Origin of the sequence: Candidatus Methylospira mobilis (genome assembly GCF_009498235.1) — a bacterium.
Lineage (GTDB): Bacteria > Pseudomonadota > Gammaproteobacteria > Methylococcales > Methylococcaceae > Methylospira > Methylospira mobilis.
Genome location: NZ_CP044205.1, coordinates 3,765,653 through 3,789,946 on the forward strand (window position 1 = coordinate 3,765,653; position 24,294 = coordinate 3,789,946).

Consider the following 24,294-nt stretch of genomic DNA (forward strand, 5'->3'; position numbering starts at 1 on the left):
GACTTCGATCCTTGATTGTCGTTGAATGACACTATTGATATAGCTTTACAGTAGCGGAGATAATGTCATGATGCGGTATTTTAAAAATATCATGGACGGTATGCGTCAGGTGCTGGTTATGTATCCTGGGAGCGATTATGTTCGGCCTACTCGCAAAGGTTTTTTAATTGATAATGCCAACCTGCGTGGCGACGCAACCCGCGTTGCCAATGCGCTACGCGACAACATAAAACAATACGATGGCGAAGCATACTACCGCAAACATGCGAGAACGCGGTAAAGAGCTTACCGTTCAGCAACATGAAACTGACTCTCCGGTCTTGCCAATCGCGCAGATTGAGAAACTACATGCGTTCAGGCCCGATCTGGTTGATTGGGTTTTCAACCAAACGCAAGCCGAAGCAGAACACCGGCGCGACGAACAAAGACGCATAAATAAATTTGTGTTTATAGAGCGCCTTGTTGGTCAGGCGTGCGCGCTGCTTATCGGTTTAGCAGGCATAGGCGGCGGCGTTTACGCAGCAATAAACGGCCATGAGTGGGCAGGCGGCACCATTGCCAGCCTTGCAATAACCGGTTTGGCCGTCGTATTCCTCACCGGTAAACAAGTAAAGTCATAGTCCCGTATATCCATCCATTACTGGATGCACAAAACCTACAAATACGCCTTCAACTGCGGCGGCAATAGTTTGCGCTGCAACTGGTTTTTGATCGCCCACTCGTCTTCCGGCTCTATCTGCGCCAGGAATTTGGTTTCCTTTCCTGCCAATACGGCGACAGGAATACCGGCTCTGAACAGGATGCGGTTGCCCGGCAGCGCGGCGATTTTGGGGCCGGGCAGCAGGATGCCGAGCAGGTTGAGCGGATCGGAGGCGCTGATTACGCATATTTCGTTTTCGCCGTCCTGTTTGCGCAGCGCGCGCAATGCTTCCACGGTTTCCGGCAACGCGAATTGTTCGCCGTATTGCCCGGCGATAAAGCGTCCGCCGCGTATTTCGCCGCGCGCTTCCATGCGGCGCAGCACCGGCAGCAAATCCTGCCAGGAAGGGGCCAGCGTTTCGCGCGTCAGCAATGCGCGGAACAGCACGCCGTAGCGTTTCAGCAGACAGCCTGCGATATGCTGCAGCCGTTCGTTTTCGTTGATTTCCGCCGGCGACGCTTTCAGCTGCGCCCAGCGTCCGGCGTCTTCGATAGCATAAGGGTGTATGCCGCGATAGCGGCGCTTCTTGTCTTCGGTGGTCAGCAAGGCGCGCAGGCCTTTGAAGCTGTCGGCATTGACCAAGCCTTTGCCGACCAGTTCTTCCAACGCGGTTTCGGCCTGCGTTTTCAGCATTCCGGAATTTTCCGCCAGCTCTTCGAAGAACGACGCACCGTGCGCGCGCAAGGTCGTCAGCAATAGCTGCGCGCTGGAACCGAGCGCGGGCTGTTCCCGCTGGGCGACGTGCCAGTAGGCCGCCTGCCGTCGCGGCAACAGCGTAATCGGCGTCGATTTGACCGGCCCGGCGCCGTTGCCGGAGGCGCGCAGCCAGACCGTTTTGCCGGACAGACACAGCGCGTCGAGCCAGGCCGGATCGTAGCCTTGCAGGCGCGCGGGCAACAGGTCGCTTTCCCAGGCGATGGCGGCGGCTTCGCAGCCTTCCAGCAGGTTCAATATCTTCGCCAGCGCTTCCGGCCCTTCGCCGCGCAGGTCCGGCAGCAGTTGATGACGGCGCAGCAGATAGCGCATGAACAGCGCCGATGTCACCGGTTCGATTTCCTGGCGCAGCCGGTGCAGCGTGTAGTAATGAATGCGAGCCAGCAGACGGCGTTCGCACCATTCCGTCGCTTGCGCATCCGGCGTGTAACGTCCCGCCAATACGAAGCCTTCGGTTTGCAATGCCAACAGCGCGCTGTCGATGTCGCGTAGCGGCAGCGCCAGGTCGTCGGCGAGACGCTGCGCTGCCACCGGCCCCAATGCGCCGAGGCGCGCGCGCAGAATTTCAACCAGCGCCTGTTCCCTGCTCCATTCGCGTTGCAGCAACTCGTCCGGCAACTGCGGGCTGGGGTTGGGCATTAATTCGGGATACAGCGTTTGAAACTGCGGCAGACGTTCGGCGGCGATCCACAAGCTATGCGCGGGCAGCGCATAGGCCGCGACGCGGTTCTGCTGTTGCAGTTGCTCGAAGTATTTGGCCCAATGCCGGTTGCTTTCCTCCGGGTGCTTGATGAAACCGGTGGTATTCAACGCATCGTGAAACTCGTCGCGGCTGGCCGCTTCCGGCCAGCTCTCGCGGCGCACCCGCTCAATGGCGTCGGCGTCGAGTTTGCCGAGATCGTCGGCTGCGGACGGATCGAGCCAGCGGCGGCTGGCGACCGCGCGCGTGCGGCGTTCTTCCAGCGGCGCGCCGTCGAGAAAGCTGTAGACGCGCGCGTTGACGATTTCCGCCGCCAATGGCGACGGCTCGACCAGATCGCGGCTGACGACCTGGATACGGCTCTGTTCTATCCCGCTGATAATGTCGAGCAGACGCTCGATATCCATCGCCTCAGTCAGACAATCTTCTATGGTTTGAAACACCAGCGGGTGATCGGGAATCTGGCGGTCGCCGACGATGTTTTCCAGACAGGCCAGTTGATCGGGAAATACCGAGGCAACCAGATCTTCCGCCTGCATGCGTAATAGATGCGGCGGCGTTTTCTTTCCGCCCTGAAAACGGCGCAGCGCCAGCGCGCAGACCGCGTTCCAGCGCCAGCGTATCGTGAACATCGGCGCGGCGAGCAAAGCCTGTATCAGCAGGTCGCGCACAGTTTTGCTGTTCAGATAGCGCGCGACTTCATCGAGCGGAAAACTGTGCGAGGTGCTTAACGACAGGATCACCGCGTTTTCAGTCGCGGCGGCCTGCAGTTCGAAATTGAAACCGCGGCAAAAGCGCTTGCGCAACGCCAGCCCCCAGGCGCGATTCACGCGCGAGCCGAACGGCGCATGGATGATGAACTGCATGCCGCCGGATTCGTCGAAGAAGCGCTCGAATACGACCGTTTCGAAGCTGGGCATCACCCCCAGCGTGACCGCCGCCGCCGACAGATAGGCCACGGCCTGCCCCGCAGCCGTTGCCGACACATTCAATTGTTGTTGCAACCAGCCGCCGACCGCAGCTATGTCCTGCCCGCTGTCTTGCAGGCGTCCGGCGATCTCCACGCGCAGCCGCGACACCGCCAGCGACAGCTCATGCGTCCGTCCCGGCGCTTCGCCGAACCAGAACGGAATGCTGGGCGGCACGCCTTGCGCGTCTTCCACGCGCAAGCGCCCCGCTTCCAGACGCAGCACGCGCCAGCTGGCGTTGCCCAGTTGAAACACATCCCCCGCCATGCTCTCGATGGCGAAATCCTCGTCGACGCTGCCGATGAAATCGCCGGACGGTTCCAGTATCACCCGGTAATCGGCATTGTCCGGTATCGCGCCGCCGCAGGTAAGCGCCGTCAAGCGCGCGCCGCGCCGTGCGGACAGCCGCTTGTTGATCGCGTCGCGGTACAAATGCGCGCTACGCAGTCCGGCACGGGTATCGAAACCGTCGGTCAGCATGTTTACCACGTCGTCGAAGGTTTGCCGTTCCAGCACGCGATAAGGCCAGGCGATGCGCACGCAATCGAACAGATCGTCTTCCTGCCAGTCTTCACAGGCGACCATCGCCACGATCTGCTGCGCCAGCACATCCAGCGGCTGGCTCGGGATACGCAGCTGATCCAGCTCGCGGCGGCGTATCGCATTGAGCAGCGCCAGGCATTCCACCAGTTCGTCGCGCGTGGTCGGAAACAAACGTCCTTTCGGTACGCCCCCGGCAAAATGCCCGGAACGCCCGACGCGCTGCAGAAATACCGAAATCGAGCCGGTGGTGCCGAGCTGGCACACCAGATCGACATCGCCGACATCAATGCCCAGCTCCAGCGAGGCCGTGGCGACCAGCGCTTTCAGTTCGCCGTTTTTCAACCGGCATTCTGCGGACAAACGCTGTTCGCACGCCAAACTGCCGTGATGGGAAGTGACCCGGTCTTCGCCCAGACGCTCGCTCAACGCCCGCGTCAGCCGTTCCGCCATGCGCCGCGTGTTCACGAACACCAGCGTGGTGTGATGCGCACCGATCAGTTCGGCCATGCGCTCGTGTATCGATTTGGCGGCATCGTTGGACAGTACCGCTTCCAGCGGCGTATCCGGCAGCTCCAGCGCCAGATCGAGTTGACGCAAATGGCCGCTATCGATGATTTTGCAGCGTACTTGTTCGCTGTTCTGGCGCTCTGGTTTGGTAGAAGCTGGCTTCTGCCCGCGAAAATCGCGGTCTGAAGACCGCTCCCACAGGATATTTTTCTGCGTTGCGCCCACCAGAAAATCCGCCACCGTCTCAATCGGACTTTGCGTAGCCGACAGCCCGATGCGCGCCAACGGCGCGCCGGTCAGACGCTGCAACCGCTCCAGCGACAGCGCCAGATGTGCGCCGCGCTTGCTGCCGATGATGGCGTGAATTTCATCGACGATCACCGTGCGCACCGATTTCAGCATGCGCCGCCCGCCTTCGCTGGTCAGCAGGATATAAACCGACTCCGGCGTCGTCACCAGAATATGCGGCGGATGTTTCAGCATCGCGGTGCGTACCGCAACCGGCGTGTCGCCGCTACGCACCATCGCCCGTAAATTCAGTTCGATGCCGCTGATTTCCTGCAACTGCTGCTGGATGCCCGCCAACGGCGCTTCCAGGTTCTTCTGAACATCGTTGCTGAGCGCTTTCAGCGGCGAGATATAAAGTATCTGCGTATTGTCTTCCAGCCGCTGCTCGAACCCACGCCTCACCAACTCGTCTATCGCCGCCAGAAACGCCGCCAGGGTTTTGCCCGAACCGGTCGGCGCGGCAATCAGGGTATGCCTTCCCTGCTTGATCGCCGTCCACGCTTCAGCCTGACACGCGGTCGGAGCGGGAAAGCTGGCGTTGAACCAGGCGCTGACGGCGGGGTGGAATGAGGTCAGGGGCATGAGATTTAAATGTGAGGAAAGAACCAAGCAATTATTCACGGCTTGGGGTTGTTGAGGCAAGAGCAAGCTTCCTGCGTGGCGAATGCGCTTATCCACCCCACGATAATCCAACTTCATCGGGTAAGGGTGGATAGCGTAGCGCATCCACCAAAATCAGGAAACGCACTACACTCTGACAGGAAAGCCATCCGGGGATGCTCTGACGCTTCCGCCCTGCGACAGCACCCGTTAAATCAAGCCGTAAAAAACACGCATAAAAGCAAATATGATCTCTTGCAGGCAAACAAGCGACCACGCCCCTGGAACCACAACGCGCCTCTATTTTTAGTTTCTACAAACGCTAAAATAAGTGACAGTTTCATCAGTTTTGTTATGGATTGGATATATACCGATCTCGGAGAGACGTTGTAATCGATGGTAGTTACTGACTTTGGGGCGTTCAAACAGTTCAAGTGCCGTCAACAGTTCACAAGATCATGATTATCCGCGCAACTACAGATATACCGTTGATATAATGGAGCTTTTTCCAACTCTTTATATTGCACCCCACTACACCTGCCCTGCACGTTCGCGCACGGTCTGGTAATCGGTTTTTCCGGTAGCCAGGATCGGCATGGCGGGAACACTGACGATCCTGCGCGGAATGTGAAATTCGCTGTAGCCTTCGGCATGCACCTGTTTGACCAATACGGCGCGCTCCGCTTCCGCGTGATCGGTCAGCAGGATGATATGCTCGCCTTTTACCGGATCAGGCAGACTTACCGCTGCGTTTAAACTGCCCGGCCAGGCTCTGGCTGCCAATTCCTCAACCAGCAGCAACGAAACCATCTCTCCGCCGATCTTGGCAAAACGCTTGACCCGCCCGCAAATGCGCATATAGCCTTCGTCGTCAATTTCAACCAGATCGCCGGTATTATGCCAACCCTCGCCGAAAATAGAACTCGCCGGCGTCAATTTTCCGTTATTTCCCGCCAACAGATAACCCGGCATGACATTGGCGCCCTTGACATGCAAGCACCCGCCTTGCGCGATGCCTTCCACCGGTTCCAGGCGGTATTCCACTCCGGGGAACAAGCGCCCCACAGTCCCGGCCTTGCAGCGCATCAAGGTATTGACCGCCAATGCCGGGCTGGTTTCGGTCACGCCGTATCCTTCCAATATACGAATACCGAACTTGTCGAACCAGATCTGGCGCGTTTCAGCATGCAGCTTTTCCGCGCCGGCAAACACATAGCGCAACTGGTGAAAGTCGTAAGGGTGGGCATGTTTGGCGTAGCCGGTCAAAAAGGTATTGCTGACAAACATGACCGTGGCATTGATATCGTAGGCCAGCTCGGGAATGATGCGGTAATGCAACGGCGACGGATACAAAAAAGTGCGCATACCGGTCAGCAGAGGCAGCACCATGCCGGCCCAAAAACCGAAGGAATGAAACACCGGCAACACATTCAGCAGGACATCGGCAGCATTGAGATCGACCCGCGCCAGCAATTGCGCGCGATTGGCAATCAGGTTCGCATGAGTAAGCACCACGCCTTTGGGCACGCCTTCGGTACCCGAGGTAAACAGCACGACAGCGGAAGCTTCGCCATCGCCCAGATAGGCTTCCGGGGTTGCCTGCCGGCACTCAAGCCAGGCGCGCAACTTTGCCGCGCGCCCTATGCCCAGCGCGATATCTTCCAGAAACAACAGGGTATACTGCGATTGCAAGGCATCAATTACCGACTGCAGTCCGGCTACTTCCACAAAACGGCGCGATGTCACCACGGTTTTGATTGCCGCGGTCTCGCAAGCCGCGACTATGTTGCGCGCACCGGAGCTGCTATTGAGCATGGCCGGGACGCGCCGATTGATTTGCAGACCCAGCAGCACCGCGACGGTATTGATCATGCTCGGCAGCAAAACGCCGACCACTTCCTTCTCGACGGTCAGGCGCTCCAGTTCCTCTGCCAGAGCGAAGGTACGCGTAATCAATCCGTTATAACTTATCGGTTGACGCTGTATGTCTTCCAGCACCACGCGCGCGCCGCCGTGCAGGCGGCGCGCCTCCAATACGCCGGAAAACAGGCTGCCGGCGCGCCGCTCGGTCATAAAGATCATTTCGCTCATCAGGTCTTCCACCTGCAACGCCGCTTGCTTGCGCCGCTTGTCGCCGTGCAGATCGCCGCTCAACGCCAGTTTGCGCGGAGGGCAAATATGCAGCGCGATTTGCGGAAACCAGCGTTGCCGCAGCACGCCTTCGGTACGCGAAAACGGCGAGTATTGCGTCCCTTCGATACGCACCGGCAGGATTTCAGCGTCGGCCTTGTCGGCAATCACTGCGGCGCCTTCGTAGATTTTCATCAACAGCCCGGTGAGGGTTATGCGCCCTTCGGGGAAAATCACCGCCTTGCGCCCGCTGCGCACATAATGCGTCAACGCTTTTATCGACATCGGCTGCATCGGGTCCATCGCAAAGGCCGGCACCAGCTTCAACGCCGGTTTGACCCAGGCGCGCGTGGCGATATGGGTGTTGATCGCGAACGTTACATCGTCCGGCAGAAACGCCCACAGCACCACGGGATCGAGAAAGGATGCATGGTTGGCGACGATCAGCACGCGCTCGCCGGTTTCGTGGAAATGTTCGAGACCTTCGACCTTGATTCTGTACAGCAAGGTCAACAGAATACGTACAAAATGCTTGATCATTTATATCCTAGCCGTTTTTTATTTTTTTAATCGGCGCCTGTTCAGCTACCGATGCCCGTCCATGCAGGCATGGATACCCACACAAGCCAATAAGTTATTGTTTTAAATATATCTCACCAACAGGAGAGGGTTGTGTGTAGAAACTTATGCCGAGTAGGAGCGGGCTTTAGCACGCGAGCGATCTGCTATTCGCGGGCTAAAGCCCGCTCCTACAAAATAAATCCCGGCAGTTATTTTCCCAGTGCTTTTGCCAGCGCCGATGCCATTGCTCCCGGCGCGGCGGCTTCCTGTTGGCGCGGGCGCGCGTCGCGTTTTTTACCGGCCGGCGCGTGGTTATCTCTGGCGGCCGGTTTGGCTGCCGCCGTTTTTACTTCCTCGCCGTCGCTCTCGCGTTTCATGGTCAACGATATACGCTGCCGTGGTACGTCCACTTCCAGCACCCGCACATTGACGGTATCGCCGGTTTTAACCACTTCGCGCGGATTTTTGACAAATCGGTCGGCCAGATGGGAAATATGCACCAGACCATCCTGATGCACACCGATATCGACGAAAGCGCCGAAGTCGGCGACGTTGGTCACCACGCCCTCCAGATGCATGCCGGATTTGAGGTCGGTTATTTTCTCCACGCCCAGTTTAAAGCGAGCGGTTTTGAATTCGGGACGCGGGTCGCGTCCCGGTTTTTCCAGCTCGTTCAGGATATCGGTGACCGTCGGCAAGCCGAACTGCTCGTCGACAAACTGCGCGGCATTGACGCTGCGTAAAAATGCGCTGTTGCCAATCAGACTGCGCACGTCCTGCGCCGTCGATGCGACGATACGCTGCACCACCGGATAAGCTTCCGGGTGAACCGCCGACGCATCCAGCGGATTTTCTCCATCCATGATGCGCAAAAAACCGGCGGCCAGCTCGAAAGTCTTGCCTCCCAGGCGCGATACTTGCCGCAACTGCTCGCGGCGCGTAAACGGTCCGTGCTGGTTGCGGTAATCGACGATATTTTGTCCTACGCTCTGCGTCAATCCCGATACATAGCGCAATAGCGAAACCGATGCGGTATTCACATCGACGCCTACCGCGTTCACGCAGTCCTCGACCACCGCATCAAGGCTGCGCGCCAGTTCGTACTGATTGACGTCATGCTGATACTGCCCGACGCCGATGGATTTCGGGTCGATCTTGACCAGCTCGGCGAGCGGGTCCTGGAGGCGCCGCGCGATAGACACCGCTCCGCGCAACGATACGTCGAGATCGGGAAACTCGTGCGCCGCCAACTCGGACGCCGAGTACACCGACGCGCCCGCCTCCGACACCACGATACGCGTCAAGTTCAGATCGGGGTGGCGTTTCATCAGATCGGCGGTCAATTGATCGGTTTCGCGCGATGCAGTGCCGTTTCCAATGCTGATGATGTTGACGCCATGCCGGCGCGCCAGGCGCTCCATAACAGCAATGGATTCGTCCCATTGATTGCGCGGTTGATGCGGATAAATGGTCGCCGTTTCCAGCAATTTTCCGGTTTCATCGACGATCGCCAGCTTGACGCCGGTGCGTATGCCAGGGTCCAGGCCCATGGTTACGCGCCTGCCGCCGGGCGCGGCCAGCAGCAAGTCCTTCAGATTGGCGGCAAAGACGCGGATGGCGTCCGCTTCCGCCGCTTCCTTCAGGCGGTTTCGCAGATCCAGATCAATACGCGTCAGCAGTTTGACGCGCCAGGTATAATGCACCACGTCCAGCAGCCAGGCGTCGGCAGCGCGGCCCCGTTCGCCGACGCCGCTGGCCAGCGCGACCCGCCCCTTGGCCCAGGCGTGAGCGGCCTCTTCATCCTGCCCCGGCTTGAACGTAACCTGCAGAATATCTTCGTTACGCCCACGCAACAGCGCCAGCGCGCGATGCGACGGGATACGCGCTATCGCTTCCTCGTAATCGAAGTAATCGCGGAACTTCGCGCCTTCCTGTTCCTTGCCGGGAACCACCTTTGACATCAGCCAGCCGTCCTGCCACAGCCGCTCGCGCAATTCGTGGGTCAACGCGGCGTCTTCGGCGAATCGTTCCATCAGTATCTGGCGCGCCCCCTCCAGCGCGGCGCTTTCATCGGCGACGCCTTTCCCGGCATCGACAAAATCAGCCGCGCGCAGCTGCGGATTTAGCGAAGGGTCCGACAAAATTGCATCGGCCAGCGGTTCCAGACCGGCTTCGCGCGCAATCTGCGCCTTGGTGCGCCGTTTCGGTTTGTAGGGCAGATAAAGATCTTCCAGATGCGTTTTGTTGTCGGCCGCCAGTATGCCCTGCTCCAACTCCGGCGTCAGCTTGCCCTGCTCGCGTATGCTCGCCAATATGGTGTCGCGCCGCTCGTTCAATTCGCGCAGATAGATCAAACGCGTCTCCAGCATGCGCAACTGCGTGTCGTCCAGACCGCCGGTCAGTTCCTTGCGGTAGCGGGCAATAAACGGGACTGTCGCCCCTTCATCCAGCAACGCCACCGCCGCCTGCACCTGTTTTTCATGAACGCCCAGCTCTTCCGCAATGCGGCGAATCACATCCATACCACCTATCCTTCAAACTTGAATGAAGGCGCTTCAGTCACCCATTGTGCCTGAACCGCTAAAGTTGGGTATTGTCCCATCCCTGCACAGCGGACGAAAGCCCAAACCGGTAATTAAGGTTGAGACGCCGTCAAGAAGAGAGTCCCGGCCCGGAAATATTTCGTAACCTCCCTGTTTTATGATAGAAAGATCAAATCAGGGCGGTGAACAGCGCCGCCTCGAACAACATACGCCAACAAAACACAATAAAACAATGGAAAACAATGAATTGATAGGCCTGGTAGCCGGTACGCTAACGACTGTTTCGTTTGTACCGCAAGTGTTGAAAACCTGGAAATCACGCTCGGCAAAAGATATTTCTCTGGGCATGTTCCTGATGTTCAGCCTGGGAGTCGCGCTGTGGCTGATTTACGGCATCGGTATTTCCTCCATGCCGGTCATATTGGCCAATGCCATTACGCTGGTGCTGGCTATAGGCATCATACTGATGAAAGTCACCTTCAAATGAACCAGTCCGATACCGCTGAACTCTACAATCGGTTCAACCTCGAAACGGGTACGCTGCAATGGCGTGAACTGGAACGGCATTTCGCGCGCGGAGTCGTAATTGCTGTGGCTCCCGGTCTCGATCTGATCAAGGTTGCCTCCTGCATGGCGAGGGATAACAAGGAGCAAATCGCGGGATGGCTGGAAACCGGCCTTATTTTTCACGCCACGGAAGAAATGGCGCGGGAATGGCTGCGACGCGATCCGGCATTTTGGGCCACAGTGGTCGCGCCATGGGTGTTGATACAGGAAAAAACCAGCCAAGGATCCGTTAATTAACAACTATTACAGTTACAACATAAAATAACAAGAAAATAAATAACATATAAAAAATTCCTGCCATTATTGTTTTTTAACTGCTCCTAAGTATCCGCACCGGCGACGACAGGAACATCGCCGCGCGCGCCCCATTCCGACCAGGAACCATCGTAAACAGCAACGCTATCGTTGCCCAGCGAGTATAAACCCAGCGCCAGGATCGCCGCTGTGACACCGCTGCCGCAAGTCGCGACCACAGGCTGATACACGTCGATACCGGCGGAGGCAAAACGCTGACGCAACGTTTCTTCCGGCAAAAAGCAACCCGTCGCTTCATCAAGCAACTGCTTGAAAAACAAGTTCACACTGCCGGGAATATGTCCGGAGCGCAATCCCGGACGCGGCTCGGGCTCGATCCCGGCAAAACGCGCAGGCGGACGCGCATCGACGATCTGAACGTCTCCCTGTTCGGCCAAATTGCGCATCCGCTCCAAATTGCAGACCAGTTCCGGCGCCCACCGGGCTGTAAAGGGTTGAGAGACCGGGTTACTCAAAGCGTCGGTGACCGCGCAGCCCATCGACTTCCATTGCCGAAGGCCGCCATTCAGCACCGATACGCGCTGGTGGCCGAAAACGCGAAACATCCACCACAATCGTGCCGAAGCCATAAAAAAGTTGTTGTCGTAGATCACAACATGGGTTTGACTACCGATACCCAAAGCAGATACCGCCTCGGCAAACAATCCGGGGGCGGGCAACATGTGCGGCAGCCCACTATCGTGATCGGCCACGGCATCTATGTCAAAGAATCCCGCTCCAGGAATATGCTCGACGGCAAACTCCTTTTGTGCACTGCGATTCTGCGCCGGCAAATAAAAACCGGCATCCAGCACCGCAACCTCGGGAGATTTCAGAGCGGTAGACAGCCAGGCACTATCCACCACAGCGGATGACGATACGCTCATTGTTCACACTCCTTTTGCCATAACTACAGGTTGCTCTTCCGTCCGAAAGTTTCCGGAAAAACGCTTACGCGCTCAATTCGCAGGCTACGATGTGCGTGTACCTCAATGTCGTTAAGCCCTAAAGAAATACATGGCAGACCATTGATTTACTTGATCCGTCATACCGGCGGGGCTTGCCCTGAGCGTAGTCGAAGGGATTGCCGGTATCCAGTCTATAAGAACGTTACTTCGCAAGTCGTCCCGCAGATCCGGGTTCCGGCAGGGAAGATAATTATTCCTCTATCTTAACGGCATTGGCGCGGACGCTGCTTGGCCTTGCGGTTTGATTCTTAACAGCCCGCCCGCGGATCAAATCCGGTAGCTGAATAGTTGCGGCCAGCGTACCGTTTTTATGAAGCGCGTCATATCCGACGCCCCGATTTTTCGGGATGGAAATTTACAGCTGTCGAATCAATCTGCACTTCCCAGATGACGGCTGGGAAAAACGCAATCGCGGCCGTTTCGTTTGGCCTGATACAATTGCGCATCGGCCTGGCTCAACAACAATTCGCTGCTGCAAGGCATTTTCGGATCGTACACCGCAACACCCGCGCTGCAGGTAACGCCGCCCGCCGGAAGCGTGCCGATAGACGTGCTCCGCACCGACTTGATTAACTCCTGGGCGCGGGCGATGCCGCCGGCCAGCGTGCACTTAACCAGCAGCACCACGAATTCCTCGCCGCCGTAACGCACGAAAACGTCGCAATCGCGCAGCCTGCCGGCGATAAGAAGAGAGAAATCCTGCAGCACCTGATCGCCCAACTGATGCCCGAATGTATCGTTTATCATCTTGAAATGATCGATGTCCAGCACCAGACAAGCTATCGGATGTTGTATGGATCGGGACTCCTTGAGCCGCTGATCCAGCCACTCGTTCATGAAGCGCCGGTTATATAATCCGGTCAGCGCGTCGCGGTTATTACTCTCCTTGAGACTGCGTGCGGCATCGCTGAGCGCCTGGGATCGAATGACGTTCTCCGTCACATCGACAATGCTGATCAGCGCCAGTCTTAGCTCATTCGCCGCGACAAATAAGGATATCTGCACTTTTTGCTGCATCAGCGATATACCATGATACCCCATGACCTTAATCTTGATAGGGATCAGATACTGATTTAATGCTTGAGACAAAATCTGCGGCGAGCCGTTTGTAAACACCTCCTGTAGCGCCCAGGTAAAACGCGGCTTGTCGAATCCGGGAAACAGCTGCTGCAAGGTTTTACCCAGCGCTTCTTGCCGGACAATACCGGTTTTATCCGCCAGCCAGGTATTCCAGCCACAAACAACACCGCTTTCATCCAGTAAGAAAACCCCCAGAGGCAACATATCTACAATATCGCTCCCCGGCAATAACATGGCTTCCGGTTTCATGAGCTCATTTTCGCAAGCCATTCATCAATCTGCCGCAACAGTGAATTCAAATCGTCAAGTGAAAATGTAATAACCAGCGATCCGTTCACGTTGCGCTGCACTGCGCTGAGCTTGGTCCCCATCACCAGCATATACCGGGCCTGAGGCATATCGCCGCCTTCGAGCTGATGCCAGATGTCGCTAAAACTGCCTTCCACATAAACAGGTATGGTCAAACTGACGCGCCCGCCCAACAGGTCGGCTATCGTGCTGATGCAAGCCGAGACAATGATATTACCTATTTCAGTCATCGCTTCATGCTCGAACGCGCTCATATCGACATCGTCCAGGGGTAAATCGGCCCCCACCAGCGCCTGCACCAGCTCCCGACTTTCCTGTGAATGGAACAGCAATGCAACTTCGGCATTAAGCAAACCGCTCGCTTTTTGAAAAACCGCAGCAGTGTCGTCTTGAGGGGCTACCGCGATCAGATCCAATGCTTCACGCCGGCTACCGATGGTAAGACGAGGGACACTCATCTCCACGATATCATGGAGTAGCAGCGACAACTGTTTGGCCGCCTTGCTGGCGCCGATGTTGGCGATTTCACTCAAGGCATCCATCTGCTCCAGGGTCAAATTCATCCATCCGCCTCCGCCAGCAGCATGGCGATTTTTTCACTCGTAATCGGTTTTTCAACCACCAGCCGGAAATTCAGGGCTTTCGCATCTTCGACTACCGATTGCTGGGTATTTGCGGTAAGCAGCACAAAGCGCGCGTTGATTCCTGCGTCCATCAATGCCTGCGCTACCTCGATCCCATTGTGATCCGGCATATTGTAGTCCAGCACCACCAGCTCCGGCGCATATTCCTCTGCAAGCCGCAAAGCGCTGGCCAGGTCCTTGCTCTCATGTATGACATAGCTATGATCTTTTGGCAAATTTACTTTGAACAACATGCGGGAAGTTGCGCTATCGTCAACAATTAAAATATTTTTCATAAGCTTGTTCCTCTTTGGAATTTTAACCTGTACAGACTCTGTCTTCCGGTTTCCATGAAAGACAGGTAACATCCAAAACTTGGCAGGCGAATAGCCGTATAATTTTTATGTTTATTTTAATATTTTCGCACAGCGGCGCTGCTAACAGAGCATATTCATCAGATAAACAGGCATCTTGTCCAGCCGGACTATCCGATCCACTGCATCGACAGCAATAGCCGCGCCGGGCATTCCGTATACTACGGCGCTTTCTTCGTCCTGCACCAGGGTATGCGCGCCCGCTCGCCGCATAGCCAGCAGCCCGTCCGCGCCATCCGACCCCATGCCGGTCAGCAACAGTCCGATAGCGCCCGAGCCGCAACTCAGCGCCACAGAAGAGAGCAGTCGAGTTACCGACGGACGAAAACCGTTCAACACCGGCGCATCGTCCAGCCGGGCAATCAACAAGCCGCCGCTATTTTCAACCAATAGATGAAAATCATCCGGCGCAATGTAAACCGTCCCCGCCTCAAACGGCAGATTATCTTCCGCCAGCCTGACGCGGAGAGGGGTCCGGCTCTGCAGCCACAACGCCAGACCGCCGACAAATCCTTTGGACATGTGCTGGGCTATTACTATCGGCGCTGGAAAACTTACAGGCAACGAGCCCAGCAGGTCATACAAGGCCTGCGGCCCCCCGGTCGAACATCCGATCGCGACCAGATCGAATCCTTGAACATTTTTTCTGGCGGGAGCAACAAAAGTCTCCGGCGCTTCAATTGCCGGCTTGCGTGCAGGATAGCGGTGGCGTATGACCTTAACCTCAGACATGATGCGCGCAGTCTCTATCATCTGTCCGCGTATGGCCGCGAAATCGGGGTGCTCCAGACCTACCGGCTTCTCGATGATCGACAGCGCCCCGGCTTCGATGGCGCGAAAACTGATCTTCAACTCTTCATTATCGACATTGGAACTGATCACTATAATAGGCACCGGCTCCGTAGACATGATCTGGCGCGTAGCCTCAAAGCCATCCATGACCGGCATGCGGATATCCATGGTAATCAGGTCGGGTTTTAACGCGTACGCCATGCGCACGGCTTCCTGTCCGTTTCCGGCTCGGCCGATTACCTGCATGTCAGCTTCCCCTTCGAACATCGCCGTAAGCAGCAGAGCGACCACGTCCGAATCCTCGGCGATTAAAATACGAATCATCTATTTTTCATGACTTCTAGAATAGGAACCCCCGGCTGACCCTGAGTTCATATCAACTGGTTGATAACGTCCAGCAGCACCTTGGTTTCGAACTGCCCCTTTACAATATAAGCGTCGGCTCCTACCTCGACACCCCGGCGGCGGTCGGCCTCACTGGCCAGTGAGGTAACGACTATGACCGGAATTTCGCGGTAACGTTCGCTGCTCTTGATACGTCCTGCAAGCTCGAAACCATTCATCACCGGCATCTCCACATCGGTCACAACCAAATCGAATTTTTCTTTCTGCAGCGCCTCCCAGCCCAGCCTGCCGTCAACCGCAATGCTGACCCGGAAACCCTGGCTTTCCAGTATGTTCTTCTCCAGGGTACGCGTTGTAATCGAGTCATCGACCACCAGCACATGCGGCGCTACCGTCGAGCGGCTTTGAGTCTGTACCCGTGTCCGCATTCCGGAGTCCATGCGCAAAGCGGATGTCACCAGATCGCCGGGATTGAGTACAATCACGACTTTACCGCTGCCGGTCAGCGTGCCGCCGATTACGTTGCGTATGGAAATCAACGGCGCTTTCAAACGTTTGACCACACACTCGCGCTCGCCTACGATTTCATCCACCAGCAAGGCAACGCTCTGCCAGCCATTGGACAACATGACAACCGGCAGCCTCCCCTGCTGCAACGAGGAGAGTCCCTGCGCCAATTCAAGCACAGCGGACAGATCGCGCACCGGCACCGCTTTTCCCTCAATGACGATGGCCTGGCTTGCTTCAATATCGATCAGTTCGCTCGCATCGACTTCCATCACGCGCACGACCGATACGCTCGGTATGGCAAACTCGGCGCCACCGGCGCGCACCATTAATCCGCGGTCCGTAGACAGCGAAACCGGAAAGCCAAGGATAAAACTGGTGCCCTCGCCCTCGACGGTTTCTATTTGTACGCTGCCTTTCAGACTGTTCAAATTGGACAGCACCACATCCAGCCCGACGCCTCGCCCGGAAATATTGGTAATCATTTCCCTGCTTGAGAAACCCGGGCGAAAAATAAGCTCCAGGGCTTCCCGCCGGGTTAATGCTTCGGCCTCGGATGCAACCAGAAGTTTCTTTCTCACCGCTGCGGCGGTTATTTTCGCCACGCTGATACCGGCGCCGTCGTCGCGAACCGTCAACAGGATACGATTACCGGTACTGGCGACGCTGATGCTGATACGTCCAGCCTCCGGCTTGCCCTTGGCCAATCGCTCCACCGGAGTTTCGAGGCCATGGTCGATGGCATTGCGTATCAGGTGCATCAAGGGGTCCTTGATGCCCTCCAATACCGGACGATCCATTTCGATTTCATCGCCGACGACTTCGTATTCGACTTTCTTGCCCAAATCCTGCGCTATATCACGTATCGAACGCGCCAATGGCCGCAGCAGACTCGCAAGCGGCACCAGACGCAGCGTACGCACCTGATCCTGCAGGGAGCTCGAAATCAAACCAAGACGGCTGCTGCTGCCGCACATTTGCTTATAGATGCTATGTATCCCCAGTTTCAGACTGCCGATGGCATCGACAGCCATCACAACGGGACTCTGTTCCCAGGCCGATGCCACCGACTCGAACTCGCGAGGCGACATTGAAGCCAGACGCGCCCAGTTATTGGCGTAAGATTGCGCCTCATGATGCAAACGCTGCAGCGCGGACAGATGATCCTCTATTTCAATTTTCGAAGCGAGCAAGTCTTCAGCCAAAGCGGAGACAAGGTCGAGTTTATGCAGCGCAACGCGGGTCATTACCACCCCCTCGCGCACGGCATCGGCATCATGGACACCCAATGCAGTTGATTTCAACGCATCTCCCGCGGGCGCCCCCCCGTTGGATTCCGGGCACGATACCGCCGAAACACCGGAGGGGGTACGGGGGCCGGAGGCAATGCTATCAGGAGTCGACCCGTGCGCATCGTTGGCATCGCCCCGGTTTCCCTCGCTTTTATCGCCTTCCGCCACAAGCGGCGCATCGGCTTCGGCTTCACCGGTAATCTGCCACTGATTCAGCTGCTGCAGCAGGGTTTGCAGATCGAAACCGGACGGCTTCTGCAATTCGAATGCAGTCATTGCCTCGCGCATGCAATCCACGCTGAACAGGCACAGATTAATCGTCCTGGCGCTTACCTCGGCCATTTCCCTGCGCATCGCACTGAACAGAGATTCCAGAGCATGTGCGATTTCGGCAATATCGCGCGCATCGACACCGCGCGCGGCGCCCTTGATGTTATGTGCGGAACGAAACATACTGTCGATGCAGCGATCGCGCCCGGCTCCGGTTTCGTCTTTTTCCAGCGCGATCAGTCCTTCGGTTATCGCCAGCAAGCGTTCGTCCAGCTCGGCGGCGAACACCTGGATCAATTGCTTGACAATCTCGGGGTCAAGATTCATAGCCACCGGACTCCAGCGTTCGTATAGGGCGGTATAAGGTCATTGAGCGTCACAGCGACGCTGCCTCACACCTTGTAGGTGCCGACACTGATTTTCAATTTGCCCGCCATTTCGTCCAGCTTCATGGATGCCGCCTTGGTTTGCTGAGTACCGGCGACAAACTGGGCCGTTACCTTGTTGATTTCGCTCATTGCCGTGGCTACCTGATCTATGCCGACCGCTTCCTGCCTGACTGCCGCTACGATCTGCTGACTCGCCAGCGCCGCCTCGCGGATAACTTCGCCCAATTGTTTCATTACCTCGCCGCTTTTTTGCACCAGCACCACGCCGGCATCCACACCCTTGCTGCCCTCTTCGGTCGCCATTACCGCGCGATCGGTCGCGTGACGAATATCCTGCAGTATCTTTTGCACCTGCGCGGTCGATTGCTGCGACTGCTCGGCCAGTTCCTTGACTTCTGCCGCCACCACGGCAAACCCTTTACCCGCATCGCCCGCCTTGGCGGCTTCGATCGAGGCATTTAGCGCCAACATCTTCGACTGCTGGGCAAGACTGCTTACGACGCCGGTAATTTCCCCGATTTGCTGCGTCTGTTCGGACAGGGCCAGGATGGTCTGAGCGATATTCTCCACGCGCGCGCGTATCGCCTCCATGCCGGTTATCGCCTGCTGGACGGCCTGCAACCCCTGATCTCCCTCGCGGCGCGCCCGTTCCGCAGTTTCGCCCAGCTGCTGGGTCTTGGACAATGTTTGCGCCGAAGTCGCCTTGATTTGCTCCAGCGTCGCCGTCGTCTCATTCACTGCCGCTGCCTGCTGCGCGGCGCCTGCCGACTGCGCATTGATCGCCGACTGCATTTCCACCAGCGTACTCATCAGCGCATTGCTCGCTTCGCCGCTCTGCTTCGACATGCCGGCAAGGCTTTCGACCATCGCGTTCAAATTGACCCCTATCAGGCTGAGTTCATCGCTCCCGCCGCCCTCATCAACTTTGACGCGCTGCCGTAAATCGCCATGCGCCACCTCTTCGATAAACGCGCTGTAACCCGCGACGCGGCGCTGATATTCGGCAAACTTGTCGTCGGACGATTTTCTGATATAAGTTTCGATTGCCAGCTCGGAATCGATGAATACGATCTTGTACAACGCATGCAGCGCCCGTGCGCGCGCAGCCGCGTTAAGCCAGTAGCGGCGCATAATCAGCGGCGTGATGGTTTGCAGATAAAAACTATAGCTGCCGAGATACCAGCGCGGCGTAAGGCCGATTTTGTTATGCATCGCGCCTATGCTCAAGCGGCGTTCGAAATATCCGTCTCCGTAATCGCCCTCGAACCATTCCAGCAAATAGCGCTTCTGCACCACTTTCAGCCGTTCGATATTGGAACCGGCAAGATCGACAATGGACATCATCTCCGGGTATTTCTGGATATTGCCGTAAAACCGGTTCACCAGGTCATCCGCATGAGCGGCGATCAGAGGCAATAATTCTTTCAATGCCCGGGCGTCATCCTCGCCAAAGCCGACAAAAGCCTTCAAGTCGGCTTGCTGTTTCGCATCGATAGCCATCAACTGCGCCAGCGATTGCTTCCGGTTTATCTGATCCATTAATTTACCTCGATAATATTCTGCATCTGAACCTTAGCTGACGGACTCGTCGACTTGTAGCGCCGGATCGGCAAGCAATGCGCCGATATTCAGCATGGTCACCCGTCCCTGATGAATACCCTGCACATAAATCCGGTTTGCCGCGCCCATCAGAGATAACGGCGGCGCAAGACGGGCCGGCGCAAATTCTTCGTTGCCTTCAACCGCATCGACGACCAGACCGACTCTCACACCGCCGGCCTTCACCACAACAACCGCCTTACTCTCATTGTCTTCGCCTGACTTGATATGAAAAAACCGTTTCAAATCCAGCAGGGTCAACAGTTCGCCGCGATAATTGACCACGCCGGCAATAACGGGCGGAGTACAGGGAACCGGGGTGATGTCCATGGCATTCGTGACTTCCTCCAGATAATCATAGGCGACGCCGTAACTCTCGGATGCACCCAGCCTGAAACAAACGAATTGACTCCGCTCCTCTTCCTGCACTTTCACCGGCTTGCGCGCGAACAATTGCGCGCGCGCCTCCAGAATGCGCCGTGCTTCATCGCCCTGCGGCATCAGCGACCAGCTCGGGCACTCGCAGGTAACCGCAACGCCGTCTATCTCCGGCGCCGGTAAAGAGGTTTCAGGCATATCACCCGGCTCGTTTGCCATCACAACCCCGTTTTTAGTAACATTGAATTCAACGCTCCCTAGTGCGACGCGTCAGCGTAAATGCAAATTTCCTTACGCAGAACTTCGGCGAAACGTCCATAATTCATTCCAGAAGCATTGTGGATGCCACGATGCGGGTCCCCGCGCTCGGCCAGCGCCAGTGCGTTGCTCAGGCTTTTCAGACCCGCATCGCGCCGCCCCAGCCGTAACTGCAATAAGCCGAGGTGATGGTGCGCCTCCAGAAACGCATGATCCAGAAAAATCGCCTTGCGTAATGCGGTCTCCGCCTGCGGCAGGCGATCATGCTCGATCAGCACCATCCCCTGCATCAAATAGGTATGCTTGTCGGTTGGGTCCAGAGCAATGCTTTGTCCGCACGCCTGCAACGCTTCTTCCAGATTGCCAAGATTGGCAAGCGCCTTCGCTTTGAGCTGCAATATTTCCGAGGAAGCGCCCGACTTATCGATCTCTTGCGCGATCAGCGTCAATGTGTCGCGCCAGCGTTCCGCGCGCACCAGCTCGATTATACGAGCCAACCCTCGGTCACCGGCCGATACCGCCTCTTTTTCAACTGGACGGCTTCCCGTTTCCAGCGTTTTAAGCGCGGCCTCCACCATCGCGTCGGTAACGGCGGGCTGGGCTGCGAGCGCCGGAGATTCGTCCGTGACATACAAGGTGACTTGCGGCGCCTCTCTACGCCTGAGATAGGACGCATCTCCAGTCTGCTCGCGAACGAGCGTTTCGTCCGGCCAGCTTACATGATCCGACGCTCCCAGCAGCAATAAACCATCAGGCACCAAACAGGCGGCGAACCGGTTCATAATGCTGCGCGACACTTCCGGCTCTATATAAATAAATACGTTACGGCACAAAATGAGATCCAGCCCGCTGGTTTCCGTAAACATCGACGGAAAGGCGTCTTCGGAAAGATTCAGATAAGCAAAGCGGACACGCTTGCGAATACTTTCCGTCAGCACATATTCATCGCCAATCCGCGTAAAATAACGCTCCACCATGGCGGGAGGCGTCGCTCGCAAGGACCATTCACTGTATTTACCGCACACGGCGCTTGTCAATGCGGAGGTATTGATATCCGTCGCCAGGAGATGCAATACCCAGCCATCGAAATCAGGCAATATTTCATGCAGCAGCATGACGATGCTATAAATTTCCTGGCCATTCGAACAGCCGGCGCTCCAAATGCGTAACGAATAATCATTGTCTTTTCGTTTACGCGCGATAATCCCGGGCAGCAAGCAGTCCTGAAGCAAGGTCATTTGTCCGCTATCGCGAAAAAAATAACTTTCTCCGACGGTGACGCCGGCAAGCAAATACTCAAGTTCAGGTGAAAAATCAGCTTTTTCCTGTAAAACCAGAAGGTAATCCGCCTCGTGTCCATAACCGAAGCGCTCACAGGCCAGCCTTACCGTGTCACGCAAATGCGGCATCTGGTAATCATAGAGAGTGATACCGGTACGCGCGGTAAGCAAACGGCGAAACGCTTCCTCGACATGAGAAGTCATACCTTGCCCGACACTCGTATCCAAATTGACCGTCGAGAACGTCATGCCGTCGTCAGAACGGAAAGTAAGTGCGCATCCACCTGACAATTTATCGCGGCGTCAGCGAAATTGAGTGTCATGATCTGCTTCATATCAAGCAACAAGGCTAACCCTGCCCCGGTATTAAGAGAGGCCGCAAACGGCGATCCGCTACTCGAGAAAGCAGCCTGCAACTGCACGGTAGACGCCTCCGCCTGCTCGATTTGCATCACTTCGTTCACCACAAAGCCAATCCGGGTTTGACCATCACTGCATAATAGCATCGGGGTATCGATATGATAGGGCTCCTTACCTGCGATACCGAGCCAGGCGCCCAGGTCCACCACCGGCAGGCTCAGGCCGCGATAATTCAGAAGGCCGGCCAGATGATGCGGCGCGCCCGGTACCGGCTGCAATGCCGCCAAAGGCAGTACGCGCTCGATATAATCGAGATAAATCGCGCACTGCAGCTTGCGCAGCAGCACCCGCAATACCAGGTCTGACTGCGGCGGCTCAGGCGTGCGCGCCTGCATCATTCAACGATTTACCTTGATCAAATCGATGTCGAAAATCAAAGCGGCGTTAGGCGGAATCACGCGTCCGGCGCCGTGCTCGCCATAGGCCAGCGCCGACGGGATAAAAAACCGGTAACGCGAACCCTCGCTCATCAATTGCACGCCCTCGGTCCAGCCGGAAATCACCGCGTTCAATGGGAAGGTGATTCCTTTACCTTCGTCAAAGACCGTTCCTGAAATCAGCGACCCTGTATAATTGACGGTTACGCTATCGCTGGCCGCCGGTTTTTTGCCGGTTCCTTCGCTGATAACCTGATACTGCAGCCCCGACGGGGTTTTCACGACCCCCGGTTTGGCGGCATTATCTGTCAGAAAGGCCTCGCCCTGCACCAGGGTCTGTTTCGGGTCCTGCTTCGAGTCCGGCGCTGAACAAGCGTTGGTAGTCATAATCAATACGGTCGCTATATAAAGTTGAAAAAGACGGTTTATAAGCATGCTGCTTTCCTGTTAATCTGTAATCTCGTAATATGCCGGGTATTCTTTCACTCTTATGCCCCCTGATTCAACTATTATAAGGCGGCCGCGACGCGGAATAACGCTACACCCGGTATTTCTCGCGATAATATTGTGGTTATCGGTTCTGTGCGGGAGCGGTTGCGCCGATGTCTACCGCTGGCAGGATACCCGCGGACAGACGCATTACTCGGATCAAGCGCTGGCTGGCGCCGAAAAGCTGCCCATCGTCGAAACCCAACCAGCGACAAACGCAACGGGCGACAACCATATTGTAAGCCGGGTATACGATGGGGATACCGTTACACTGGATGACGGCAGCAAGGTACGGCTGCTCGGGCTTAACACGCCGGAGATCGAGGGCATCAGCAAACACGACGAGCCCGGCGGGCAAACAGCCCGCGCATGGCTGAAACAACGCATCGAAAAAAAGGTGGTGCGCATAAAAACCGATACGGTCACGCGCGATAAGTACCAGAGACTGCTGGCCCATATCTTTACCCTGGAGGACAGGCATATCAACCTGGAACTGGTGGAAGAAGGTCTGGCCGCGACCGATATACACCCGCCTAATCTGGCTTACGTGGACGCGTTGGTCGCCGCGGAAAAGCGCGCGCAAAACGCAAACAAGGGGCTGTGGGCGCTACCCGAATATCAGGCTCATGAGTTGGGCGCGCCCGGAAAAGTACCCGCTTCCGGCTGGCAGCGCCTGAGCGGAACGATCAGCGCCACAGAGGTAAATCCAGGCTATCAAAGCTGCCGGCTCGCTGCAAACGGCAACGCTATCGAGATACGCGTCGACAATGACAATCTACCGCTGTTCCCTCCGTTATCCGCTTATAAAAACCACCGCGCCGAAGCCAGAGGCTGGCCAAAATGCAGGCAGAGCGGGTGCTTCATGTATATCAAACACCCTTCGGCTTTGATCGTCCTGGATTGAAAGCCCGCGCGGATTCAGGCTACAAACCGCAGCGCGCGCCTATGCTCCAGGCCATCAAGTACAGATCGACAGCAGCAAAACTGAGGTCATGGTTCCCCCAAATCAGATCGCCGCATTCGATGCGAAACGCAGAAAATTTATCCAGTTCCAGCCAAACGCGAATATCGGGATGACTGGAACAAGCAAGCAAAGGTTCGAAATTGATAATCTGTTCGCTTTTATCATCGAACTTCAGCAGAAGGCTATAGTCGCCGACATGCTGGGCGGCGACTATATTAATCTCAGCCGGTCTCATTTCAATCTCCTGGCAATTGTTTCCGGCTTGATGGATTTGTACAGAACAAAAAATCAACCCATTTCGTGAATGCCGGCAACTATTCGGCTACCGTTGCATATCTCCCTGTAGAAGCAGGCTTTAGCCCACGAGCCGTCTGCCATTCGCGGGCTAAAGCCCGCTCCTACAATAATGTTTCAGCCAAAAGTTTTTTTGTGCACAATCAATTTAAGCGCAACTACCCTGCGCGG

Annotated in this window: 20 protein-coding genes; 5 read left to right on the forward strand and 15 right to left on the reverse strand. The window is 56.5% G+C overall.

Translation table 11 applies throughout. From position 1 onward, the window contains the following. Positions 1-67 precede the first annotated feature (67 nt). Together F6R98_RS17130 and F6R98_RS17135 are read left to right on the forward strand one after the other, a co-directional pair. Entirely contained in the window at positions 68-280 is a 213-nt protein-coding gene (locus F6R98_RS17130; RefSeq protein ID WP_153250100.1) for a hypothetical protein, read from the forward strand. Then, complete coding sequence (locus tag F6R98_RS17135; protein ID WP_194269995.1) at positions 240-620, forward strand: hypothetical protein; 381 nt, start codon at positions 240-242, stop codon at positions 618-620. Before F6R98_RS17130 ends, F6R98_RS17135 begins: the two co-directional genes overlap by 41 nt. A gap of 35 nt (positions 621-655) precedes the next feature. On the opposite strand, the gene F6R98_RS17140 is transcribed toward F6R98_RS17135, so the two are convergent. From F6R98_RS17140 to F6R98_RS17150, 3 genes are all read right to left on the reverse strand, one after another. Continuing rightward, the gene (locus tag F6R98_RS17140; protein WP_407079255.1) at positions 656-5,002 is read right to left on the reverse strand and encodes a DEAD/DEAH box helicase; all 4,347 of its coding nucleotides are present in this window, start codon (positions 5,000-5,002) and stop codon (positions 656-658) included. A 549-nt stretch (positions 5,003-5,551) separates the two neighbouring features. Further along, a complete protein-coding gene (locus F6R98_RS17145; RefSeq protein ID WP_153250102.1) occupies positions 5,552-7,690 on the reverse strand; it encodes an AMP-binding protein in 2,139 nt (712 codons plus the stop codon). A gap of 230 nt (positions 7,691-7,920) precedes the next feature. Continuing rightward, positions 7,921-10,233 (reverse strand): Tex family protein, encoded by a 2,313-nt coding sequence (locus tag F6R98_RS17150; protein WP_153250103.1) that lies wholly within the window; start codon positions 10,231-10,233, stop codon positions 7,921-7,923. Between the two features lie 253 nt (positions 10,234-10,486). Here F6R98_RS17150 and F6R98_RS17155 point away from each other — a divergent pair, with 253 nt between their 5' ends. Together F6R98_RS17155 and F6R98_RS17160 are read left to right on the forward strand one after the other, a co-directional pair. Beyond that, entirely contained in the window at positions 10,487-10,741 is a 255-nt protein-coding gene (locus F6R98_RS17155; protein WP_153250104.1) for a SemiSWEET transporter, read from the forward strand. Beyond that, complete coding sequence (locus tag F6R98_RS17160) at positions 10,738-11,058, forward strand: DUF2288 domain-containing protein (protein WP_153250105.1); 321 nt, start codon at positions 10,738-10,740, stop codon at positions 11,056-11,058. The genes F6R98_RS17155 and F6R98_RS17160 overlap by 4 nt, the downstream gene beginning before the upstream one ends. Before the next feature lie 83 nt (positions 11,059-11,141). Here F6R98_RS17160 and sseA read toward each other — a convergent pair whose 3' ends face one another. The 11 genes from sseA to F6R98_RS17215 all read right to left on the reverse strand — a co-directional run bounded on the left by sseA (position 11,142) and on the right by F6R98_RS17215 (position 22,811). Then, the gene (sseA, locus tag F6R98_RS17165; RefSeq protein ID WP_153250106.1) at positions 11,142-12,002 is read right to left on the reverse strand and encodes a 3-mercaptopyruvate sulfurtransferase; all 861 of its coding nucleotides are present in this window, start codon (positions 12,000-12,002) and stop codon (positions 11,142-11,144) included. Positions 12,003-12,452: 450 nt separating this feature from the next. Continuing rightward, positions 12,453-13,433, reverse strand: a complete 981-nt coding sequence (locus F6R98_RS17170; protein ID WP_153250107.1) for a sensor domain-containing diguanylate cyclase — start codon at positions 13,431-13,433, stop codon at positions 12,453-12,455. Next, entirely contained in the window at positions 13,409-14,035 is a 627-nt protein-coding gene (locus tag F6R98_RS17175; protein ID WP_153250108.1) for a chemotaxis protein CheC, read from the reverse strand. The genes F6R98_RS17170 and F6R98_RS17175 overlap by 25 nt, the downstream gene beginning before the upstream one ends. Then, a complete protein-coding gene (locus F6R98_RS17180) occupies positions 14,032-14,391 on the reverse strand; it encodes a response regulator (protein ID WP_194269996.1) in 360 nt (119 codons plus the stop codon). The genes F6R98_RS17175 and F6R98_RS17180 overlap by 4 nt, the downstream gene beginning before the upstream one ends. A 141-nt stretch (positions 14,392-14,532) precedes the next feature. Further along, positions 14,533-15,585: a chemotaxis-specific protein-glutamate methyltransferase CheB gene (gene cheB / locus F6R98_RS17185; protein WP_153250110.1), complete on the reverse strand. Its 1,053-nt coding sequence runs from the start codon at positions 15,583-15,585 to the stop codon at positions 14,533-14,535. 47 nt (positions 15,586-15,632) lie between these two features. Next, positions 15,633-18,002, reverse strand: coding sequence for a hybrid sensor histidine kinase/response regulator (locus F6R98_RS17190; protein WP_153250111.1), 2,370 nt, complete (start codon positions 18,000-18,002; stop codon positions 15,633-15,635). Positions 18,003-18,067: 65 nt separating this feature from the next. Further along, the gene (locus tag F6R98_RS17195) at positions 18,068-19,603 is read right to left on the reverse strand and encodes a protoglobin domain-containing protein (protein ID WP_153250112.1); all 1,536 of its coding nucleotides are present in this window, start codon (positions 19,601-19,603) and stop codon (positions 18,068-18,070) included. 33 nt (positions 19,604-19,636) lie between these two features. Further along, positions 19,637-20,239, reverse strand: a complete 603-nt coding sequence (locus F6R98_RS17200) for a chemotaxis protein CheW (RefSeq protein ID WP_194269997.1) — start codon at positions 20,237-20,239, stop codon at positions 19,637-19,639. A 59-nt stretch (positions 20,240-20,298) separates the two neighbouring features. After that, positions 20,299-21,783: a CheR family methyltransferase gene (locus F6R98_RS17205; protein ID WP_194269998.1), complete on the reverse strand. Its 1,485-nt coding sequence runs from the start codon at positions 21,781-21,783 to the stop codon at positions 20,299-20,301. A 41-nt stretch (positions 21,784-21,824) separates the two neighbouring features. Beyond that, complete coding sequence (locus F6R98_RS17210; RefSeq protein WP_153250115.1) at positions 21,825-22,337, reverse strand: chemotaxis protein CheW; 513 nt, start codon at positions 22,335-22,337, stop codon at positions 21,825-21,827. After that, complete coding sequence (locus tag F6R98_RS17215) at positions 22,338-22,811, reverse strand: FKBP-type peptidyl-prolyl cis-trans isomerase (protein ID WP_153250116.1); 474 nt, start codon at positions 22,809-22,811, stop codon at positions 22,338-22,340. A 130-nt stretch (positions 22,812-22,941) separates the two neighbouring features. Here F6R98_RS17215 and F6R98_RS17220 point away from each other — a divergent pair, with 130 nt between their 5' ends. Next, entirely contained in the window at positions 22,942-23,769 is an 828-nt protein-coding gene (locus F6R98_RS17220) for a thermonuclease family protein (protein ID WP_194269999.1), read from the forward strand. A 19-nt stretch (positions 23,770-23,788) separates the two neighbouring features. Here F6R98_RS17220 and F6R98_RS17225 read toward each other — a convergent pair whose 3' ends face one another. After that, on the reverse strand, positions 23,789-24,064 hold the full coding sequence (locus F6R98_RS17225; RefSeq protein ID WP_153250118.1) for a DUF2442 domain-containing protein: 276 nt from the start codon (positions 24,062-24,064) through the stop codon (positions 23,789-23,791). Between the last annotated feature and the right edge of the window lie 230 nt (positions 24,065-24,294).

Excerpts from the sequence above, each read along its gene's own strand:
- F6R98_RS17130 (WP_153250100.1), top strand. The coding sequence starts at position 68 with ATGATGCGGTATTTTAAAAATATCATGGACGGTATGCGTCAGGTGCTG.
- F6R98_RS17135 (WP_194269995.1), top strand. The coding sequence starts at position 240 with ATGGCGAAGCATACTACCGCAAACATGCGAGAACGCGGTAAAGAGCTT.
- F6R98_RS17140 (WP_407079255.1), bottom strand. The coding sequence starts at position 5,002 with ATGCCCCTGACCTCATTCCACCCCGCCGTCAGCGCCTGGTTCAACGCC.
- F6R98_RS17145 (WP_153250102.1), bottom strand. The coding sequence starts at position 7,690 with ATGATCAAGCATTTTGTACGTATTCTGTTGACCTTGCTGTACAGAATC.
- F6R98_RS17150 (WP_153250103.1), bottom strand. The coding sequence starts at position 10,233 with ATGGATGTGATTCGCCGCATTGCGGAAGAGCTGGGCGTTCATGAAAAA.
- F6R98_RS17155 (WP_153250104.1), top strand. The coding sequence starts at position 10,487 with ATGGAAAACAATGAATTGATAGGCCTGGTAGCCGGTACGCTAACGACT.
- F6R98_RS17160 (WP_153250105.1), top strand. The coding sequence starts at position 10,738 with ATGAACCAGTCCGATACCGCTGAACTCTACAATCGGTTCAACCTCGAA.
- sseA (WP_153250106.1), bottom strand. The coding sequence starts at position 12,002 with ATGAGCGTATCGTCATCCGCTGTGGTGGATAGTGCCTGGCTGTCTACC.
- F6R98_RS17170 (WP_153250107.1), bottom strand. The coding sequence starts at position 13,433 with ATGGCTTGCGAAAATGAGCTCATGAAACCGGAAGCCATGTTATTGCCG.
- F6R98_RS17175 (WP_153250108.1), bottom strand. The coding sequence starts at position 14,035 with ATGAATTTGACCCTGGAGCAGATGGATGCCTTGAGTGAAATCGCCAAC.
- F6R98_RS17180 (WP_194269996.1), bottom strand. The coding sequence starts at position 14,391 with ATGAAAAATATTTTAATTGTTGACGATAGCGCAACTTCCCGCATGTTG.
- cheB (WP_153250110.1), bottom strand. The coding sequence starts at position 15,585 with ATGATTCGTATTTTAATCGCCGAGGATTCGGACGTGGTCGCTCTGCTG.
- F6R98_RS17190 (WP_153250111.1), bottom strand. The coding sequence starts at position 18,002 with ATGAATCTTGACCCCGAGATTGTCAAGCAATTGATCCAGGTGTTCGCC.
- F6R98_RS17195 (WP_153250112.1), bottom strand. The coding sequence starts at position 19,603 with ATGGATCAGATAAACCGGAAGCAATCGCTGGCGCAGTTGATGGCTATC.
- F6R98_RS17200 (WP_194269997.1), bottom strand. The coding sequence starts at position 20,239 with ATGCCTGAAACCTCTTTACCGGCGCCGGAGATAGACGGCGTTGCGGTT.
- F6R98_RS17205 (WP_194269998.1), bottom strand. The coding sequence starts at position 21,783 with ATGACTTCTCATGTCGAGGAAGCGTTTCGCCGTTTGCTTACCGCGCGT.
- F6R98_RS17210 (WP_153250115.1), bottom strand. The coding sequence starts at position 22,337 with ATGATGCAGGCGCGCACGCCTGAGCCGCCGCAGTCAGACCTGGTATTG.
- F6R98_RS17215 (WP_153250116.1), bottom strand. The coding sequence starts at position 22,811 with ATGCTTATAAACCGTCTTTTTCAACTTTATATAGCGACCGTATTGATT.
- F6R98_RS17225 (WP_153250118.1), bottom strand. The coding sequence starts at position 24,064 with ATGAGACCGGCTGAGATTAATATAGTCGCCGCCCAGCATGTCGGCGAC.